Raw genomic sequence first — 20,084 nt, forward strand, 5'->3', positions numbered from 1 at the left:
GTATATTTCATTCTCTCTTTATAGTCTTATAATGTCAGGTATTTTTGTTTGAAGATTGCGTGAATTTTCCACTAAGATGCTTAAGTAATATTAGATATTCTTTTGACTACTTAAACAGCCTCTGAATGATTACTAACGAGGTTTTTCGTAAGTAAAAACCCTATGGTTATTGCTCAAAGATACTTTCCTCAGTCTTCAACCCAACTTTATAGAACAGGGCTGATGCTATGGGCACATATATCTTGTGTTATGGGGGTTAAAAGTCCAGGGTAAACGGGAGCCACTGGGGTTATATAGCCCGCATATTGGCGATTTATGTCGTGACGCACAGCCTTAACCAGTGAGGTTTTGGGGGTTTCACTAGTGTTACAAATGGCGTTAGGTTAAAGTTTTTTCGACTGTTGATTTTTGATCTTGGACAACGTATACAAAAAAATAACACCTGCGTAAATACTATGAACAACTCTCTAGACGAAATGTCATCATAATTATATTCTAATCCGGTTCATTGAAACCACATTGTACTAGGGAACTCCATAATTTTTCGGAGAAGAAAATAATTTTACTGGGGTGGCGCTCTTACGGGTAATTGCTTAAGAGTCTAACTGAACCGGATTGAATGATTGTATTTTATATAACTAGAGAAAATTCATTGTTATATCGAAAATTATTCAAAACTTCAACTAAGTTTAGAATCAGCTTTTATCTTAAGTTAAATCTCAAAAACATCAATTATAAATTTATGGCAAATTTATAATTGATGTTTTTGTAGTGTGATACCTAACAAAGCTTAGAAGGATGTTTTAAAAGTCCTAAAGTTTACCGAATAAACTCTTTCCAAACCGCTCTATCAAAGGCTTAGAGGCTGGGAAACCCCCATTTTTCCCAAGGGGGTAACGGGTTCAATGGTGAAGATGTGGGTAGAAAATTGTTCTCTTTTAATACACAGAAATAATAAGTAACCCAACCTAATTAAACATAAAATGCTACTACGTTTGTAGTAGCGATAAAGCGTGCAATCGCTACTATAAACGTTTTACCTTTTTTTTGGCTGAACTACTTGTTAGTCTGGACAGTTCTTTTTGTGGTACTTTAGCAGATTGACTATTTGCCGCAAATATGTGTGAATGTTTGGGGGAAAAGGTGGAGATGAGGCGAAAATTTTCTAAAGAATTTGTGATAAAAACTTGCGAGTCCGTTCTTCTTGGGGATTGGTGAAAAAGGTGTCAGGGGTGGCTGACTCGACGAGGGAACCGCTATCCATCAGAATAACTCGGTCAGCAACTTCACGAGCAAATCCGACTTCGTGGGTAACGACTACCATTGTCATCCCATCGCCGGCGAGATTTCGCATGACATCCAAGACTTCTCGCACCATTTCGGGATCTAAAGCTGAGGTGGGTTCGTCAAACAGCATAATTTTGGGTTGCATAGCTAATGCACGGGCGATCGCTACCCGTTGCTGCTGTCCACCAGACAACTGTCCTGGATATTTTTGTGCTTGTTCTAATATTCCCACTCTTTCTAACAGTTGCATGGCTAATTGTTCAGCTTTTGCTTTTGTCCACCGACGTACCCAAATGGGCGCTAAGGTGATATTTTGCAGCACCGTGAGATGCGGAAATAAATTAAACTGCTGAAATACCATCCCCACTTCTCGACGAATTGTTTCAATATTTCGCAAGTCGTCGCTGAGGGTAATACCGTCAATGATAATTTTACCCTTTTGGTATGCTTCTAAAGCGTTAAATGTGCGAATAAAGGTCGATTTTCCTGAACCAGAAGGTCCCATCAACACCACGACTTCACCACGATTTACCGTCAAACTCACACCTTGGAGAGCGTGGAATTTACCATACCACTTTTGCACATTTTCGGCGATGATTATTGGTTTTGATTCTGACACGGTATTTCACCTCGTAATTATTAGGGGGATGGGGAGAAATAAGTAATGACAAAGAGTAATGAGTAATGAGTAATGAGTAATGAGTAATGACCAATGACAAATGACAAATGACCAATGACAACTGACAACTGACAAATGACAAATGACAAATGACCAATGACAAATGACTAATTACTCAAAAGCCTTTCTAACCGCCGAGAAGCCAGAGACATCGAGTAGCAAAATAGCCAGTAAATGAATCCAATAAATAGATAAACTTCTGCATAGCGTCCGATAAACTCTGGTTGTGCCAAAATAGAACGAGCAATGCCTGTGAGTTCTACTAATCCGACCAAAGATAATAGTGAAGTATCTTTAAATAAGCCGATAAATTGACCGACAATTGCTGGAATAACGGCACGCAAGGCTTGAGGTAAAATAATTAAAATAACGACTAAAGGAGTATTTAGTCCTAATGCTTTGGCGGCTTCAATTTGTCCCCTGGGAATTGATTGAAGTCCGCCGCGTACGTTTTCTGCCATGTAAGCTGCACTAAATAGCACTAGTCCGGCAATTGCTCGCAATACCCGATCTAAACGCAATTCCACTGGCAAAAATAATGGTAGCATTACCTGTGCGAGGAATAAAATTCCAATTAACGGCAATCCCCTGATAATTTCAATATACAGAATCGAAAACCATCTAACTACAGGCAGATTGCTAGTGCGTCCTAAAGCTAGTAAAACTCCAATGGGAAAGGAAAGCACAATACTAATTGCTGCCATGAGCAGGGTTAGTAGTAAACCGTTCCACAAATTTGTAGATACAGATTGTAAGCCAAATCCACCGCCAATTAACCACCAAATAGCCGGGAAAGATAACAACCATAATGGTGAAAGCCAGGGAGATATTAATTTAGTAAATCTTCCCCCAATCCCAAAACCAGCAAATCCAAAAATAGCAATTAACAGTAACCAAAGACGGGAGATAAAATCCAAAGGTACCACAACCAACAAAACGCCAAAAATCACAGCAGAAACAAGAACATTACGCCTGGTTAACTGTTGTTTTCTAGAGAATACACCCCCAGTGACACCGCCTAAAATTGTAGCGATCGCCAAAACAATCCAAACGCGCCAGTATTGGTCTTGGGGAAACCTACCTACTAAAAATAAACGTAAATTAACCTGAATTACTGCCCATTGTGCCGTGAATGTAGCCCAAGTTATTACTCCCCAAACTAACCAGGCAAGTAATATCAAGCAGATAACAGTTAATAAGCTGTTGTACCAAGTACTGAAGAGGTTTTTACGTAGCCACAAAAAATTTGTCATTTGTCATTTGTCATTTGTCATTTGTCATTTGTCATTGGTCATTGGTCATTACTCATTACTCATTACTCATTACTCATTACTCATTACTCATTACTCATTACTCATTACTCATTACTCATTACTCATTACTCATTACTCATTACTCATTACTCATTACTCATTACTCATTACTCATTACTCATCACTCATTACTCATTACTCATCACTCATCACTCATTACTCATTACTCATTACTCATTACTCATTACTCATTACTCATCACTCATTACTCATCACTCATTACTCATTACTCATTACTCATCACTCATTACTCATCACTCATTACTCTTTGTCATTTGTCCCTTGCTACCGTTCTTGTATTTGTACCCTGCGATTGAATAAATTCATGATGAGGGAGATAGTTAAACTGAGGGTGAGATAGGTGAGCATAATTAGTAACATGACTTCTACGGCTCTCCCGGTTTGGTTAAAGGTGGTAGAGGCGACAAAATAAATATCGGGGTAGCCGATGGCGATCGCTAAACTGGAATTTTTGGTCAAATTTAAATATTGGCTGGTCAAGGGTGGTATGATGACGCGCAAAGCTTGGGGTAATATGACTAGTCGCATCACCAAGCCTGGTTTTAACCCAAGCGATCGCGCTGCTTCCCATTGTCCTTTCGCTACTGATTGAATTCCGCCTCGGACAATTTCCGCTATAAATGCACCTGTGTAAAATGTCAACCCCAGCAGTAAGGCTGAAAACTCTGGTGAGAAGGTCAACCAAGGAAGTTCTAAGCCATTTTGACTGAGGTAAACCAACCCCCAAAGGGAAATTTTATTTTCTGCTTTGGGAAAACTGAGGAAAACAGCAAAGTACCAAAACAGCAATTGCAGCAATAAGGGTGTATTGCGGAAAACTTCTACATAAATTTGGGTAATATTCCGCACTAGCCAATTATCAGAAAGCCGGGCAATTCCAGCAATTATCCCGATAATTGTGGCGAAAAAAATTCCCACAATCGCCACCCGCAAAGAGTTAATTAGTCCCACCCACAAAGCGCGAGTGTAGGTATCAGTAGGTTTGTAAGCAAGGGGGGTTTCGCCAATGTCAAAAGACGCTTGCTGCTGGAGAAAATCAAACCCAAACTGAATACCCAATTGCTGCAAATTGCGGTTGAGGTTCCCCCACAGTATTGTTACTATAACTACTGTTACAAATATGGCAATTAATTGTCCAGCAATCTTCCAAAAGCGATTTGTCATTGGTCAAAAGTCAAGAGGAATAGTTGGCGTTGCTGATTAATGGGATGATTTTTGTCTCACGCAAAGGCGCAAAGGCGCAAAGAGGAAGAGTTTTCAAATTCATCCCGCAATTATGCAACGCTGAATAGTTTAGTAGTCTCCCAATCCCCAATCCCCAATCCCCAATCCCCAATCCCCAATCCCCAATCCCCAATCCCCAATCCCCAATCCCTATGTCACCTTTAGCGGAACGGGGGAGAATAGAGTAATCCGCCTTTGGTCCAGAGTTGATTTTGACCGCGAGGGAGATTAAGGTTGGTCTTGGGGCCGAGATTGCGATCGTAAATCTCGCCGTAGTTTCCAACGTGTTTGACTATTCTGGCCGCGAAGTCCTTGGTTAAGCCAAGTCCCTCACCGAGATTACCTTCTGTTCCCAAAAAGCGTTTGATGTCTGGGTCTTTTGTCGTTACCGACTGTGGTAAATTTTGGGAAGTAATCCCCAATTCTTCGGCTTTGATTAGAGAATAAACCACCCACTTGACAGTATCAGCCCATTTGCTGTCTCCTTTAGCGACTGCTGGTGCTAGGGGTTCTGAAGATAGAACTTCATTAAGAATTACATTATCCTCTGGTTTGGGTAGCTTGGTGCGCCGAGCCACCAAGGCGGAACGGTCAGCGGTCACGGCGTCGCAACGTCCTTGAGCATAGGTAGCAAAGGTCACGTTAACGTCTTCAAAAACAACGGGTTTGTAAGTTATCCCCCGTTTCCGCATTTGGTCTGCTAAGTTTTGTTCGGTAGTAGTCCCAGTTTGCACGCAGATGGCTTTGTTGTTTAGGTCTTTTAGGGATTTAATCGCGCTATTTTTGCGAACTAGTAAGGCTTGACCATCGTACAAAACTACAGGCGCAAAGTCCAAACCTACGGAGGTAGCGCGACTAAGTGTCCAAGTAGTGTTACGGCTGAGAATATCTACTTCCCCAGTTTGCAAAGCTGTAAACCGCTCTTTGGCGCTGAGATTGCGATATTCTACTGCTTCTGGATTGTCAAATAAAGCTGCTGCTACGGCGCGACAGACATCTACATCGATACCACTGTATTTACCGTCAGTGCCGACAAAGCTAAACCCTGGGATTTCGCCACTGACACCGCAAATTAACTTACCACGGTTTTTGACGGTATTCCAGAGATTTCGATTCACTGGTGGTACAGGAGTGCTACCTGGAGTACTGGCTGTATTTCCCGGATTTGCTGATTGGCCACTACAGGCGCCCAGGGCAAATATTAGGGGGGCGATCGCTAGAATTAAAGCTGATTTACGCATAAAATCGTGGTTATTTGCCGATAAACAATGTGTTTTTAACTACAATTTATGTGTGAAAGCAAGTAGATACTTGTAATATAAAACTTTTTGTGCTTCCGTGTTGTAGTCATTTGTATAACAGTAGAATCTGAAATCTTGATTTATTTTGATAAATTGTGATCTCCTATGCAAAATTTATCTTAAATTTGGTTGATTATCAGATTGTAATTTGATTTATACCACTATGAGGAATGGATAAAATTGTGGTCTAAAATTAGATTACAAGTAAATAGACTAGAATACATAGAGCTATGTAAAGGTAGCTGAAAATCTCCGAAATCCTTGATAATAATCATTTAAGACGGTTTTAAATAATTAATTTTATTTGTGCCTACCTGCTTAATAGAGAAATAGCTAAATATTAAAAACCAAGGATTATTGACATTTGGGATGGGGAATTGGGAATTTAGAATTTTGCGTAGCGGTACTAGGTTAAACTAGGTCTGGTGATAGACGCTCCACCGTTCGTTATGAGGCTTTTATGGGAGCTAATCTGAAACAGATAGCCAAGTACTTGGACAACCTTGGTTGGGACTACCGTTTGGATGATGAAGAAGATCGTATTATCACGGGTGTAGAAGCTGATCACCTAGAAGATTTCCTGATCGTTGTCCAGCTGGATGAGGAGGGAAAGTTTTTTCGGGTATTTGCGCCTCAAGTTCTCACGGGGATTCAAGAGCATCCACACAAGGCAGCAATCCTGGAGACCATGCTGGCAATTTCCTGGGAAACTAAAATGCTACAATGGGAGTATGACCCATCGGATGGCGAAATCCGCGCAATTATTGAGTTTCCCCTAGAAGACTCCATTCTCACCGAAAAACAATTTAACCGTTGTCTGAGTGGCTTAATTCAGATTGTTGATAGCATAGCGATGCCTCGGCTCAAACAAGTGATGCATACAGGTGAAGATCCGGGAAATCTAGAAATTGGGGAAAGACTGTTACTCAGTATTCAGGAAGAAGCGCCGGGATTACTAGATATACTAGAAAAGGCAATGGAAGCGCGGAAAAAGCGAGGAACTTTTCCTAGCGATTGAGGCGAATCAACACTGAAATAGCTATACTCCAAAGTGATACCCTCACTATATACTGAATTTTTCTAGGGCTGGATTTTATGACATCCTATGCAACCTCCTCTGCCAAAGCGGAAATGAGTGAACTCCGGCGGTTGAAAGGCTTACTACCGCCAGAATTGCAAAGCTGGGTCACGGTTGAAGGCACTACTGAAGTCAGTCCACCCCTGATCCGCAGCGAAGAAATTGGTAAAGACCAGGTAGAAATTCAAATTGACCTGGTAAAATGGGATGCTTTGGCAATGGATCAGCGTAATTTGCTGTTCTGGCACGAAGTAGCCCGGATTCAAAATGACACAATTCCCAAAGATGGTTGGGAAATGGCAGCACTGGCGATTGGTTTAGGTGGTGCTGTCGGTGAGTTGTGGGTACAGGATGGATTGCTCTTAGTGTTAGCTTTGGCGCTGTGTGGCGTGTCAGGCTGGCGACTATATCAAAAGAATAACGGGGACAAGCAACTACAAGAATTGTTGAATGCTGACGAAAAAGCGATCGCCTTAGCAACTCGCTTTGGTTATAGTCTCCCCAACGCCTACAAAAGCCTTGGTAGCGCCTTAAAAACCCTGATTGACAACACACCCAGCAAGCGTCAACGGTCTAGATACGAAGCACGACTTTCTGCCCTCAAACGCAGTGCCAATAAGGCAAAAAGTAAATCTAGAACTACAGACGACGGCGATTTGTAATGAGTTAGGAGTTTTCGGTCATTTGTCATTTGTCATTTGTCAGTGAACTCCTAACTCCTCACTCTTCACAGCTGGTTCAACATTTTATGAGTCTGGGGTACAACGCGAACTTGGGCAACAAATCGCTTCATTAAAGCTTGCCAACTCAGAATTTGGTCTGGAAATGGGGCTAGTACAGGCTTTTGGGTAAATTGTTCAGACTCAGACAAAGGTGTGACAGGTTGTAAAAATATTGGGATATCTCGACTAACATCTGCTACTAACAAAGCTGAACGTTTCAACTCAGATGGGTCTGTCGTTTGTGAAATAATTATCTTGACAAAAACTTGTAAATGTGTGTTAAAACATATTTGAAGAGATTTTGCGTGTTCTTGCCAATGGCTTTCGCCGGTGACGCTAGGTAATTTGAAATCCATACCTACGGAGTTTAGATAGGGCAGAATCATCGCCAGTTGTTCTGGTCGATGCCCGCCAGTCTCCAGATAGATTGGTAAATTGGTGAGTGATCGCACTTGCGGTAGGAATTCGGCTAAGAATGGGGCATGAAGAAGTGGTTCGCCTCCAGTTAAGCTAATGCTATCGTGTAATGAAGGTAAATTTTGGCGTTCAACCCATTCTACTAGAATGGGCAGTGGGACTGGATTTGAGTGGATTTCAAAGTCTCGTAATCCAGGGGTTTGCTCTATCCTGCAGGTTGGGGGCGCATTCCAAGTATGGGCACTATCGCAAAAGTGACAGCGCAAGTCGCAAAGAGCAAAGCGAATAAAAATCTGACGTGTCCCGACATTGAGTCCTTCCCCTTGAATAGCAGAAAAGACTTCAACCAGGCGTGCAGTAGGTATAACGGTAGTTTTAGTAGTCATCGGATAATAAGAAAGCGATCGCGCCGCGTAGTCACAAAAGCAAGTAAGTTTTTTGGCTTCTTGTTCTATTGTGAATCGTCGTTGGCAATATCCAAACTCATCCCGACTAACTAGTTATTACTCCCAATTACTACTGATTCTAGACGAGGTTAGGTAATTAACTAGGAAAAAATAGTGTTTGGCAGCTTACATTTAGATGGGAACGAAAGTGCAAAGCTTCATGACTAGGCAACCCAAAGAGGTCGATTTTTCGGTTACTCCCCTAAACGAAACGGCAATCATAGAAGTACCAGTGCGGTTAAGCGTGCTTGAGGCTGTAGGCTTTAAGCAAACCTGCCACGATTTAACTGAGATTAGTCCACATCCTCAACAAATCATCATTGACTTTCACCAAACTACTTTTATAGATAGTAGTGGTTTAGGTGCCTTGGTGAGTAATTTCAAAATCACCAAGGAAAAAGGGATTAATTTTATACTGCGAAACGTTACACCTCCGGTAATGGCAGTGTTAAATCTCACAGAATTGGATCAAGTTTTTTCTATTGAATCTCTTGGAAGTTTATCACCAAAAGAAGATAGCAACCTCCCAGATACCCAGGGGTTGACTACCGGTAAAATTGAGCAGCTACCAACGACTCATCCCTCCATAGCATCTTGGCCCAAACGATTGATAGATATTGTTGGCTCTCTCATAGGTTTGGTAATTACAGGAATTTTGTTAATTCCCATTGCGGTGGCGATTCAAATTGATGATCCTGGCCCGCTTTTCTTTAGTCAAACCCGTTGTGGTTGGATGGGGAAACGGTTTGAAATTTGGAAATTCCGCTCAATGTGTGTAGATGCAGAAGCGAAAAAATCCGAAGTAAAAAACCAAGTCGAAGGTGCATTCTTCAAGAATGATAAAGACCCCAGAGTTACCGATGTAGGACGCTTCTTGCGGCGAACTAGCCTCGATGAATTGCCACAATTTTGGAACGTACTCAAAGGAGATATGAGTTTAGTAGGTACTAGACCACCCACCCCTGATGAGGTTGAACGATACGAAGTACCAGAATGGCAAAGGTTGGATGTTAAACCAGGGATGACTGGAGAATGGCAAGTAAATGGACGGTCTAAAGTACGTAATTTTGAAGATGTGATTCGTTTGGATTTACAGTATCAACAAAACTGGAGTTTGCTGTACGATTTCAAACTTATTTTCAAAACCATAGTCATCCTTTTTAATAAAAACAGTGGTGCATTTTAGCCGATTACCATAGTTTGTAATTTGTCAGTAGCTCATACATAACTTTCAGCATGAATTTTTGGTTGCGCCTTAGATATATTAAGTCTAGGGCGCATTCATTATACCAATTTCAAAAAAGAATGGGACAGATAGGGCAATACGGTTCAGTTAGAGCCAAAAACCTCAACCCAACCTACAATTTTCCTTAACTGAACCGTATTGACAGATAGGGTAGGGGATCTAGTCCTTGCGCCCCCACAGATTATCGATGTGTTGCCAAGATTTTTTGAATTGGTATTACTTTGAATACTTGGACAAAGTGTCTAGGTTACTGCTAAACAATTGGGGAGTAAGGAATCTAACAAATTATCAATACTGCTATCAGATAAATCAGGGGTAGATAGCAATTGTTCGGCTGTGTTAAAATAGCGGTTGATTGATTGCCTATAGATGGGATCGTAGTACGAAGACAAAATATCTTTCACGAATAATTCCCACTCGCCATCATCAATTAACTTATACCACTGACCTAATTTTTCCCAACCACAGCGAAATTTAAGTTTTTCCAGCTTCCGTTTTAAAATATGAGTATGAGTCACCAAATGAGGATATTCCTCTAAAAGTAGCTGGACTCTAGCACCTACAGCTAATTCAAGTTCTACACAGCTAGCTAACTTCATTTTCTCCCACAAAGACTGAGGCAAAAAAAGTCGCCCAATTTTTGTACTTTCCGATTCTACCCATACGGGCTGATGAGGGTTAAACTGTTGTAGCTGTTGTATTAGCAGAGTTTCAAAGTATTTTTGTGAAGGTTGGGCTGAAAGTTCCCCTAACCATTCTTGACCCAGCAAAGAACCTCGATGGTTAGCTAAACTTTCCAAATCTAACACCTGAGCGCCACGCTGACGCATTTTATCTAAGATATAGGTTTTACCACTACCCGTTAGACCACACAATATCTGATAAGTGAATTGTTGTGGTAGATGTTCTAATTCCTGGCGTATATAAGCACGATAAGTTTTGTAACCCCCTTCAAGTATCGTTACGCGCCAGCCAATTTGCGCCAGCGCCAAAGCCATGCTACCGGAACGTTGTCCACCGCGCCCGCAGTAAACCAAAGGACGGTAGTCTTTATTTTTAGCAGCAAAGTGTTGACTCAGATGCTGGTAGATATTTCTGGATACTAAAGCACCGCCAATTTTACGGGCTGTAAACGGGCAAACTTGTTTATAAATCGTTCCAATTTCCGCCCGTTCGGCATTATTTAGCACTGGTAAATTAATCGCTCCAGGGATGTGATCTTCAGCAAATTCCCTAGGTGAACGCACATCAATGATTTCACTATAAGTTTCCGTCCAGGGTTGCTGACTGTAGATAAGAGAAGGAGACATAAGGGATACACTCTAGCTGGCTTTATTTTCACACTGCCATAACTTTAGTTTTGAGATTGTATCATTGGCAAAATTTAAATAATTCTACGCAAAAAGTTTTTTGATGCTAGGGTCATAAGGACTTTCACCCCTAGGGGGTATGCCCATTTCTGCCATTTTATTTTTTGAATTATTCAAGTAGATTATCCAACATCTAAAATGTAAAATTGAGTCAATTTACTGTAGGTTTAACTAATAGCTAAATAATGACAGCAGATTGCAGGTAAATGAGGTACAGATATTACAATGATTTTCAGGTAAATAGACCACGCTTTTGGGGCGCAAGGCCTTGCGCCCCTACAAGGATCTGTGGTTCAAAGAAATGAAAATTGCTGTATCTGGATTTTTGATGATTAAGGAAATACAAAGTAATTTTATCTGATGGCGAAATCGATTTATTCGGAAGTTCTGTAGATTTCTAAATCTGCTTCAGATATTTGATTAGCTGCGACTAGCTTATAGTGTTTTTCTTGTACTAATCTGACTTCGCCTTCATTTAAGGTTAATTCAAACATTGCTATTAAACCAACATTTATAAATTGAGCAGATATAGTGCGACAAATTAATTCAGGAAATTTTGTAGTACAGTATGCAATATCTTGTTTACAGGACTTACTTGGACTACATTTAAAGAATGGTGCGTGACGCCACAAGTCTTGTGACTACCTACAATATTTATCGCTGCGTCACGCACCCTACAATTATTATTGTGCCCCCAGAGTAGGTCTTAGTTTAGTTTGCACTATGCTAATCTGGTCGTTACCACTTTTAGATTGAACAGGTATAATAAATTGCTTTACTTTTAGATATACATCTTATTCTTGGCTCTATTGTCCGTGAATCAACACCGTAATATTCAGATGCTTCTGACATATTATACATTAATAAATTATCATGATCTAATATTTGTATATCTCCTGGTTTACAGGGACAAACATTAAGTTTTTGGATAATTTCCGCTGCTACTGCTTTAGCTAATAAAGGAGGAACAGAATTTCCTATTTGTCGAAATCCATGCCATTTAGTTACATGGAATCGAAACCAGTCAGGATAAGAATGCAAACGTGCAGCTTCACGTACAGTAATACATCTTGGGATAAAAGGGTGAATAGGTCTAGGAGAAGTAAAAGCTCCTTTATTACTAGGAGTTCCTGCCCTAAGTGTGTTACAAATTCCTTCAGGGTCAAGTTTATGAAAGCGACTTATTGGTTCAGTTTTACCATAAGGAGTAGCGGCAAATCTTTTAATAGACTCTAAATTATGCTTTGTTCTTAAACTGGATGTAAGTATTCTAGAGTCATACTTACGTTTATATGAATAGTCATGCTCGGTAGAGTCAAGTCCACGAAGGATCTTACCATAATTGCTAGGCTTACCAAAATCTGCAACTACCCAATCCCGTTGATATAATTCCGCATATTTTTCTATTTCTGGTAAGTCTTTCAGTGCATCCCAAACTGTAGGACTAGATGGAATTTCAGTAGGGGCGCAAGGACTTGTACCCCTAGCGGGCGAATTTTTTTTGTTTGCAGGTTTAGTAATTGGAAGTGGATAATTTGGTAGTTCAAAATCATCACGACAACCTAGAAGAAATAATCTTTCACGATTTTGTGGTACTCCAAATTCGGCAGAATTTAAAACTTGATATTTTTTCCTGACTTTGTACCCTTTAGCTGCAAATTTATTAATAATCTCTGCGATAAATTCTTGATGTTTGCCTATAGTCATGCCTTTGACATTTTCCAAGACAAAAAATTTGGGCTGAAGTTCTAATACTAATCGAATATAATGAAATACCAGAGAATTTCTCGGATCGTCAAAAAAACGTTTACCTATCAATGAAAATCCTTGGCATGGTGGACCGCCAAACACTACATCAATTTCCTGATTACCAATAGCTGAAGTGTTTCTAATTTCTTGACTTGTAGTTTCCTCAACACTTTTACATAAGATATGCCAAAAAGGGAAATTAAACTCATGTGTTGCACAATGAATAGGGTCTATTTCCACAGATGCAAGCACATCAAATCCAGCTTGTTCAAAGCCGAGAGTCATTCCACCAGCACCAGCAAATAAATCGACAGCAATAGGGCGTTTTTTTTGATTTTCTTTTAGATGAGTCATAACACCTTGATGCTGAGATTAATTTGAATTAGTTACCGCCAAACAATTTTAAATTGATGCTGGTAAATTTGGTAGCATTTGCAAAATTTCTTGAGCAGCGCGATCGCAGACCCCTACTTCTCCCAAAGATTGCCGCATTTGCTGATAATCTGTTAAGGTTTGCTGTTTACGCTCAGGGTTAAGCAATAATTCCATCGCGGCTTGGGTAATATTTTCTACTGTGGCTTGCTCTTGTAACAACTCTGGTACAATTGGCTTCATTACCATCAAATTAACTGGCGATGCAAAGGGGATAGAACCTTTGAGGATTTTATAACCAATCCAAGCCGTAATGGGACTGAGGCGATAAACAACCACTTGCGGTACGTTTAATAGAGCAAGTTCCAGGTTGACGGTACCAGATTTGGTAATTGCAAAATCAGCTGCGGCAAAAACTTCTTTTTGTTGACCCGATACAATTGTAGCCTTTAAACCGTAACGCCTAATAGCCTGCTCAATTGGTTTTCGGTAGACTTCTAGAGACAGGGGAATCCAGAAATGAACATCAGGTAATTTAGCTTGAATAGTTTGGGCTGCTTGGAAAATTACTGGTAAAAGATATTTGAGTTCTTGACGACGAGAAGCAGGTAAAAGGGCGATCGCCATCTGATCGGATGAAATACCCAATTTATCGCGGGCTTGTGAGCGACTGGGAGGGTTTTGCATCCGGTCAACAAGGGGATGCCCTACCCAGGTAACATTGGCGCCTTGCTGCCCATAATAACGGGCTTCTTCGGGAAAAATAGCTAAAAGCTTATGTGTAAACTTAACAATTCGGGTAGTGTTTTGCAGACTCAAAGACCAAACCCATTCCTGGGGAGCTATGTAATATACTACAGGCACCTGTGGCAGATGCTGTTGCATGTGAGTCCCAATACCGAGATTTGGCCCCATATAGTCAATCAGCACCACCAAGTCCGGTGGATTTTGCTTGAGGGAGGCGATCGCTTGTCGTTGTACCAGAAGAGTAGGCACAATGTAAGGCAGGGATTCTAGAAGACCCATTGAGCTAATACCACTAGTATTGCCCAGAAGGGTTGCCCCAGCCGCAGCCATTTTTTCGCCACCTAGAGCCAAAATTTCTAATTCCAACCCAGCAGCAACAGCTTGACGCTTTAGCGCTGCTATCAGCAGCGACCCTTGCAAATCGCCAGACACTTCACCAGTGCTGATAAATATCCGCATTTGATAATTAATTGGTAAGTAATTATTGACATATTTATATCAAAAGCGCCCTTCTAGGGCAAGGATTTCAACCCATTTCTTTGGTAAAAGTTAGGAGTTAGGAGTTGGGAGTTAAGAGTTAGAAGTTGGTAATTTTGAGTGTGGAATTTCGAGTTTGCATTTGGGAATTGCGAGTTTAAATTTTGGAGTTAGGAGTTAGGAGTTTGTACAACTCATAACTCATAACTCATAACTCAACACTCATAACTCAACACTCATAACTTATAACTCGTAACTCGTAACTCATCATTCATCACTCGCGCTTGGTTTCCCCTTTCCAGGAATTAAACCACGTCTTCCGGGCATTTGAGAAAGGAGTAGGAAGCGACGCAGGTGTTGTAGCTGTTCGATATCCCCTAACTGTTCTAGCTGTTCTAAAGCTTCTTTAAAGCTTAAGTTAGAGCGATAGAGAATCCGGAAGGCTTTTTTCAGGGTTTGTAAGGTGGCTAGGTCCATTCCAGAACGTTTAAGTCCTACAAGGTTAAGAGTCCGCACCCGCGCGGGATTCCCCTCCACTAACATATATGGCGGCACATCGCGGTCAATGCGTGCCATCCCCCCAATCATCGCGTGTCTACCAATACGTACAAATTGATGAACTCCTAAAACCCCACCCAGCCTAGCGCGTGATTCTATATAGACATGACCCGCCAGAGCCACGGAGTTAGGAATTATAACATGATCTTCAATTATACAGTTGTGAGCTACGTGGACATAAGCCATCAACAGATTACCATTACCAATCACCGTGGCTTCCCCGGCACCAGTGGCGCGGTTAATGGTGACGTATTCGCGAATCTGATTATTGTCGCCGATTTTGACCCAACTAGGTTCTCCCACAAACTTGAGATCCTGGGGTTCCATACCGATGGCTGCTCCTGCAAAAATCTGATTTCGCGCCCCAATTTCACATGGCCCTTCTAGCACTACATGAGCGCCAATAATAGTTTCCGGGCCAACTTTGACATGCGCTCCAATCACAGCATAGGCACCGACTTGCACTGATGGATGGAGTTCCGAGTTAGGATGAACTACAGCAGTTGGATGAATAAGCGTCTTCAAGGGTGAATCTCCAGAACTGTCTTGAGTGCTGAACTTTAACTATTCAGTGGCCGCAACAAGTTTAGATGTTTCTGGTATTGGAATCTAGTTTGCCCTGTGGCCAGGCTGCGCCTACATCCGTGGAGACAATCCAAAATCCAAAATCCAAAATCCAAAATCCAAAATTGAGTGACCGAAAGTGTCGGGCAGAGCAAAGTGTGTGTGTGAGGGCGGCGAAAATCAACAAATCATACAATGCTAATGCTATTGTGGCTTACTTGTTTTACTGCTATCTTTTTTCAGGATTCAGTAAGGGCACTTCACGGCTGTGCCAATCACCACTAAAGCAAATTTTAGTTTACAAGGGAAAACATTAGTTCGCCTTCAGTAGCGATCTGTCCGTCAACTTCAGCACGGGCTTGCATTTTACCGAATCGACGTTGTTTAACCCACAACAGTTCCACAGTCATTATCAGCTGATCCCCCGGTACTACTTGGCGACGGAAGCGGACTTTATCGATACCAGCAAACACGAACAATCCTCCTTCCATTTCGGGCAATTGTGTCAAGACGATACCGCCTACTTGTGCCATTGCTTCGACAATTAGCACACCAGGCATCAGTGGACGTTGAGGGAAATGTCCGGGAAAATGGGGTTCATTAACAGTGACGTTTTTCAAGCCCACAGCTCGTTTTCCTGGTACGTAGTCAATAATCCGGTCTACAAGTAAAAAGGGATAGCGATGGGGTAGAAGCTTCTGAATTTCTTCAGATGTGAAAGTGATTTTAGTTTCTGGTGTAGTATTTTCATCATCAGCCTGATTTTCGGTAGATGCAGGTGCGGTCGTATTGATGGTATTGGGTTCGGTGAGGATTGACATTGGCAGTGTGGTTGATGTTGAATCTGGAAATTCAGTAGGCTGGGGTTGAAGCCCCTTGAGGATTTTGGATTTCATCTCAAATCTAAAATTCTCAAAGCCAGTTGAATATGTAAATTATGGCTGGCTTTATACCCTAAGAAATGAGCGCAGGGCAAAATTCCTAATAAACTCAAATCTCCTACTAAATCCAAGATTTTATGACGTACTGGCTCATTTGCATATCTTAAGGATGGATTGATCCAACCTTCAGGGCCACAAACCAGGGCGTTATCCAAGCTACCACCTTTGATTAACCCTGATTGCTGTAGATGTTCGATTTGATGCAGTAACCCAAAAGTGCGGGCGGGAGCAATTTCTGCAGCGAAGCTAGCAGAGGCATTTTCTAGATCAGCACCCCGTGACCAACTGTGCCATTGATTACCAATAGCAGGCAGATCGAAGTCAATACCGTAGCTAAAACGAGTTTCTGGCGCAGGGAGGGCACAAACAAAGGCATCACCCTGATAGACCCAAATTGGCTCAGAAATAGCCAGGGGTACTTCGTCGTCGGTCACAGGTTGTGAAACTAAGCCAGCTGCTGTGATGCTTTCTGTCCACAGCTTGGCCGAACCGTCCAAAAGCGGCACTTCTGGTCCATCAATTTCAATCCGGGCGTTATCCACACCCATACCCATAAGGGAGGCCAACAAATGCTCGACCGTGCGAACGCTGGCCGCATCTTTACCCAACTGAGTCGAGAGCAAAGTCTGACTAACAGCTGCAACTTGTGCCGGAATGATTGGCACATCTGGTAAATCCACCCGTACAAAATAACGCCCCTTGCCCGCCTCGGCTGGTAGTATCCGAACGTGGGTACTCACACCGCTATGCAGCCCCACTCCAGTTTGGGTTATTTCTGCAGCTAAGGTGTGTTGTGGCATAGGTAAAAAATCAATATATTTTGGCTACTATTATTCATCTTCTTCAGATTTAGCAAAACCTCAGAACCGCACCTAACACTGTCACTGATTGCTTTATCTGACCAGTATTGAGGTAAAAGTAAAAATTAGCAAGATAACGGGAAAACAGATTGGTAAAAAGTCAAGGGTCAATAATCAAGGGTCAAAAGTCAAAATTCTTGACTTTGGACTTTGGACTCTTGACTTTGGACTCTTGACTAATTTAAAATCTTTCGCCAATACCAAAATTGATCCGGCTACTACCTTCGTCGTTGATACCGTAGTCAATGCGAATTGGCCCCAGTGGCGACTGGACGCGAACACCAACACCATAACCGTAGCCTGTACCGTTTTTGTTGAGTATCTCACCGGCTGCGGTACTGCTTCCTAAATCACTACCAAAATCAAAAAATAGTGCGCCGTTGACTATTGAGATAACTGGGAAGCGGTATTCTAATGAAGCTTGCACATAACTGCGTCCGCTGCTTAATATTCCGTCTTCATAACCGCGAACGGAGTTGCTACCACCAAGGGTAAAGGCTTCATAGGGGGGTAAGTCTCCCAACACAGTTCCACCTTGGATGTTAAACGCCAGGGTTTGTGGTCCTTTGCCCAGACTAATTAACTGTACGGGAATATATTGGCTATAGCTACCCTTTAACCTAGTGAGAAAAATATTACCTTGTCCTATGGGCAAAGACTGATCGAGGCCAAAACGGAGGTAATTCCCGCTGGTAGGTTGCAAGGGATTATTACGAGCATCGCGCTGTGCGCCAAATTGCAATAGGAGTAAATCGTCTTGACCTGTGCCTGATTGACTCAGGGGAACTAATTGTGAGGGCACGCCATTTCGGTACACTGTTCCTTGAGTTCTGACATTACCATCAGCATCACGGGTGGAAACTCGTTGATACTGCAAGCCTGCTGAAGCCGTCCATTCGGAAAATTGGTAGGGATTGGGGCTGAGGGGACGGGTAAAGGTGACACCGCCACCTAACCGCAAAACACGGGGGCGATCGCCCCCGGTGCCACCTGGTGTATAAGTCTCAATGTTGTTATCTTTACCATCAAAAATTAAGGAAATCGAGCTGCGGCGGAAAAGATTAGTTGTGTAAGAAGTTCTGTAAATATCTCCGTCAATCCACGGATCTGTAAAGCGGAGGTCAAACAGCAATTCCCGTTGTCCCACCTGGATTTCTGTCCCTAATTTTTGGTTTCTACCGTTGAGGTTTTGCTCTTGATAACTGATGGTGCCAAATAGTCCACTGGAAGAACTAATCCCCGCCCCAGCAGCAATAGAGCCGCTGTTGCGTTCAGCCACGTTGACAACTACATTCACCTTGCTGGGGTCAGTTCCCGGGTCAAGAGAGACGTTGACATCTTCAAATAATCCCAGCCCAAATATTCGCTGCAGGTCTTTTTGGACTGTGTTGCGGTTGAATACTTGTCCTGGTTTCAACTCCACTTCTCGTTTAATAATGTATTCCTGTGTCCGACCCCGGATGGGTTTTCCTTTATCGTCTGTTTCTTGTCCATCTTTATTCCGAAACCGGATTCTAATGTCTTCGACTACCCCTTCCGCTACTTGGAGGGTAACAACTCCCGTCTCTGACACCTGCGGCGATCCAATTACGTTCGCCAATACGTAGCCTTTATCTTGATACTGCTTAGTTAATTTCTTAATGCTTTCCTGTAAGTCGCGTAAATTAAGTATTTTCCCATACTGTTCGCGAAATATTTCATCTGCTGTGTTGGCAGGTAATACGGAGGCAACACTGGTGCCAGGATTGGCTTGAATTTGTACCTTGGTCAGGGTGGGGTTAGGCTGGACAACAAAGCTGACGCGCACTCCCAATGGGGTATCTTCTGGTTGGGCTTGGACATTGGAAAAGAACCCAGTGCCAAAGATAGCATTAATATCTTCTTGTAGCTGAGAACGGGTGGTTGTCCTTCCCGCTTGGGTACGAATTACTTTATAAACTTGGTCTTCCAGTTCCCGTGAAAGTTGGCCTGTCTCAGATTTTACCGCTACCTCTGATACTAGTACGCGGGGTTCGGCCGTGTCTGATGTTTCTGGGGTTGTGGGGAATACAGGTGTCCCTACAGGTGGGTTGGGATTATCTTGACTGGGAGTGGGGCTTGGTGTTGGCGATGGTTTTGGTTTTTGAGTACCTGTAGGCGGATTGGGTGCGGGTTTTGCTCCAGGCGCCGGTTTTGGGACTGTTGGCGTTACGGGTTTCGGTTTTGGGGTTGTTTGCGAAATTTGTACTTTGGTTGGCGTCGTCGTTGCTGAATTTGTTGGGGAGGTGGCGATCGCCCGGATCTGTAAACCCTCAACTGCTGAATTTATTGGGGAGGTGGCGATCGCCCGGTTCTGTAAACCCTCAACTGCTGAATTTATTGGGGAGGTGGCGATCGCCCGGTTCTGTAAACCCTCAAGTTCACTAGCGCCCCTAGACTGCAAGCCAGATTCTCGGTTTTCATGAGAGTAATCTGGATCACTGTCCTTTTGGGACTGTTGATTTGTCGTTAGTGTGAAACCCTCTGTTGTCTGTTTTGAACTGTCAGCGGTTTGTGCATTTGCACTTAGTGAGCCACTCACAGGGGCCGCAATTGCTACTGCTGCCACCAATATAGGATATAAACGCATTTTAGTTATTTTCCTCTTCACATCCACACACCATCACAAAGCAATTATGCTCTCATATCAAAGGTAAAAATAAAAACATCATTTTTTACTTTTGAGGTTTTTTA

General features: G+C 42.3%; 17 protein-coding genes. 4 read left to right on the forward strand and 13 right to left on the reverse strand.

What is annotated here, in order from left to right; all coding sequences use genetic code 11:
• Positions 1 to 1,165: 1,165 nt before the first annotated feature.
• From HEQ19_04340 to HEQ19_04350, 3 genes are read right to left on the reverse strand one after another with little or no spacing between them, the layout of a single operon-like run.
• On the reverse strand, positions 1,166 to 1,906 hold the full coding sequence (locus HEQ19_04340; protein ID WYL98863.1) for an amino acid ABC transporter ATP-binding protein: 741 nt from the start codon (positions 1,904 to 1,906) through the stop codon (positions 1,166 to 1,168).
• Positions 1,851 to 2,069 carry a hypothetical protein gene (locus tag HEQ19_04345; GenBank protein WYL98864.1) on the reverse strand — a complete coding sequence of 73 codons (219 nt, stop codon included), beginning with the start codon at positions 2,067 to 2,069 and terminating at the stop codon, positions 1,851 to 1,853. Before HEQ19_04345 ends, HEQ19_04340 begins: the two co-directional genes overlap by 56 nt.
• Positions 2,070 to 2,073: 4 nt before the next feature.
• The gene (locus HEQ19_04350) at positions 2,074 to 3,219 is read right to left on the reverse strand and encodes an amino acid ABC transporter permease (GenBank protein WYL98865.1); all 1,146 of its coding nucleotides are present in this window, start codon (positions 3,217 to 3,219) and stop codon (positions 2,074 to 2,076) included.
• Between HEQ19_04350 and HEQ19_04355 the strand changes: the two genes are divergently transcribed.
• Complete coding sequence (locus HEQ19_04355; GenBank protein ID WYL98866.1) at positions 3,213 to 3,596, forward strand: hypothetical protein; 384 nt, start codon at positions 3,213 to 3,215, stop codon at positions 3,594 to 3,596. The genes HEQ19_04350 and HEQ19_04355 overlap by 7 nt on opposite strands.
• On the opposite strand, the gene HEQ19_04360 is transcribed toward HEQ19_04355, so the two are convergent.
• Entirely contained in the window at positions 3,565 to 4,464 is a 900-nt protein-coding gene (locus HEQ19_04360; GenBank protein ID WYL98867.1) for an ABC transporter permease subunit, read from the reverse strand. The genes HEQ19_04355 and HEQ19_04360 overlap by 32 nt on opposite strands.
• Positions 4,465 to 4,685: 221 nt before the next feature.
• The gene (locus HEQ19_04365) at positions 4,686 to 5,765 is read right to left on the reverse strand and encodes an amino acid ABC transporter substrate-binding protein (GenBank protein WYL98868.1); all 1,080 of its coding nucleotides are present in this window, start codon (positions 5,763 to 5,765) and stop codon (positions 4,686 to 4,688) included.
• A 520-nt stretch (positions 5,766 to 6,285) separates the two neighbouring features.
• On the opposite strand from HEQ19_04365, the gene HEQ19_04370 reads away from it, so the two are divergent.
• A complete protein-coding gene (locus tag HEQ19_04370; protein WYL98869.1) occupies positions 6,286 to 6,843 on the forward strand; it encodes a hypothetical protein in 558 nt (185 codons plus the stop codon).
• Positions 6,844 to 6,920: 77 nt separating this feature from the next.
• Complete coding sequence (locus HEQ19_04375) at positions 6,921 to 7,565, forward strand: DUF3318 domain-containing protein (GenBank protein WYL98870.1); 645 nt, start codon at positions 6,921 to 6,923, stop codon at positions 7,563 to 7,565.
• A gap of 65 nt (positions 7,566 to 7,630) precedes the next feature.
• Here HEQ19_04375 and HEQ19_04380 read toward each other — a convergent pair whose 3' ends face one another.
• Entirely contained in the window at positions 7,631 to 8,428 is a 798-nt protein-coding gene (locus HEQ19_04380; GenBank protein WYL98871.1) for a 7-carboxy-7-deazaguanine synthase QueE, read from the reverse strand.
• Between the two features lie 196 nt (positions 8,429 to 8,624).
• Between HEQ19_04380 and HEQ19_04385 the strand changes: the two genes are divergently transcribed.
• Positions 8,625 to 9,674 carry a sugar transferase gene (locus HEQ19_04385; protein WYL98872.1) on the forward strand — a complete coding sequence of 350 codons (1,050 nt, stop codon included), beginning with the start codon at positions 8,625 to 8,627 and terminating at the stop codon, positions 9,672 to 9,674.
• 302 nt (positions 9,675 to 9,976) lie between these two features.
• Here the strand turns inward: HEQ19_04385 and mnmH are convergent, their stop codons facing one another.
• The 7 genes from mnmH to HEQ19_04420 all read right to left on the reverse strand — a co-directional run bounded on the left by mnmH (position 9,977) and on the right by HEQ19_04420 (position 19,980).
• Entirely contained in the window at positions 9,977 to 11,044 is a 1,068-nt protein-coding gene (mnmH, locus tag HEQ19_04390) for a tRNA 2-selenouridine(34) synthase MnmH (protein WYL98873.1), read from the reverse strand.
• A gap of 807 nt (positions 11,045 to 11,851) precedes the next feature.
• Complete coding sequence (locus HEQ19_04395) at positions 11,852 to 13,207, reverse strand: DNA cytosine methyltransferase (protein ID WYL98874.1); 1,356 nt, start codon at positions 13,205 to 13,207, stop codon at positions 11,852 to 11,854.
• A 48-nt stretch (positions 13,208 to 13,255) separates the two neighbouring features.
• Positions 13,256 to 14,431: a lipid-A-disaccharide synthase gene (gene lpxB / locus HEQ19_04400; GenBank protein WYL98875.1), complete on the reverse strand. Its 1,176-nt coding sequence runs from the start codon at positions 14,429 to 14,431 to the stop codon at positions 13,256 to 13,258.
• A 285-nt stretch (positions 14,432 to 14,716) separates the two neighbouring features.
• Complete coding sequence (lpxA, locus tag HEQ19_04405; GenBank protein ID WYL98876.1) at positions 14,717 to 15,532, reverse strand: acyl-ACP--UDP-N-acetylglucosamine O-acyltransferase; 816 nt, start codon at positions 15,530 to 15,532, stop codon at positions 14,717 to 14,719.
• A 332-nt stretch (positions 15,533 to 15,864) separates the two neighbouring features.
• Positions 15,865 to 16,392, reverse strand: a complete 528-nt coding sequence (fabZ, locus tag HEQ19_04410; GenBank protein ID WYM03251.1) for a 3-hydroxyacyl-ACP dehydratase FabZ — start codon at positions 16,390 to 16,392, stop codon at positions 15,865 to 15,867.
• Positions 16,393 to 16,463: 71 nt separating this feature from the next.
• On the reverse strand, positions 16,464 to 17,312 hold the full coding sequence (gene lpxC / locus HEQ19_04415) for a UDP-3-O-acyl-N-acetylglucosamine deacetylase (protein ID WYL98877.1): 849 nt from the start codon (positions 17,310 to 17,312) through the stop codon (positions 16,464 to 16,466).
• A 241-nt stretch (positions 17,313 to 17,553) separates the two neighbouring features.
• Complete coding sequence (locus tag HEQ19_04420; GenBank protein WYL98878.1) at positions 17,554 to 19,980, reverse strand: BamA/TamA family outer membrane protein; 2,427 nt, start codon at positions 19,978 to 19,980, stop codon at positions 17,554 to 17,556.
• Positions 19,981 to 20,084 lie beyond the last annotated feature (104 nt).

Source organism: Gloeotrichia echinulata CP02, from assembly GCA_038087035.1.
Taxonomy (GTDB): Bacteria; Cyanobacteriota; Cyanobacteriia; order Cyanobacteriales; family Nostocaceae; genus Gloeotrichia; species Gloeotrichia echinulata.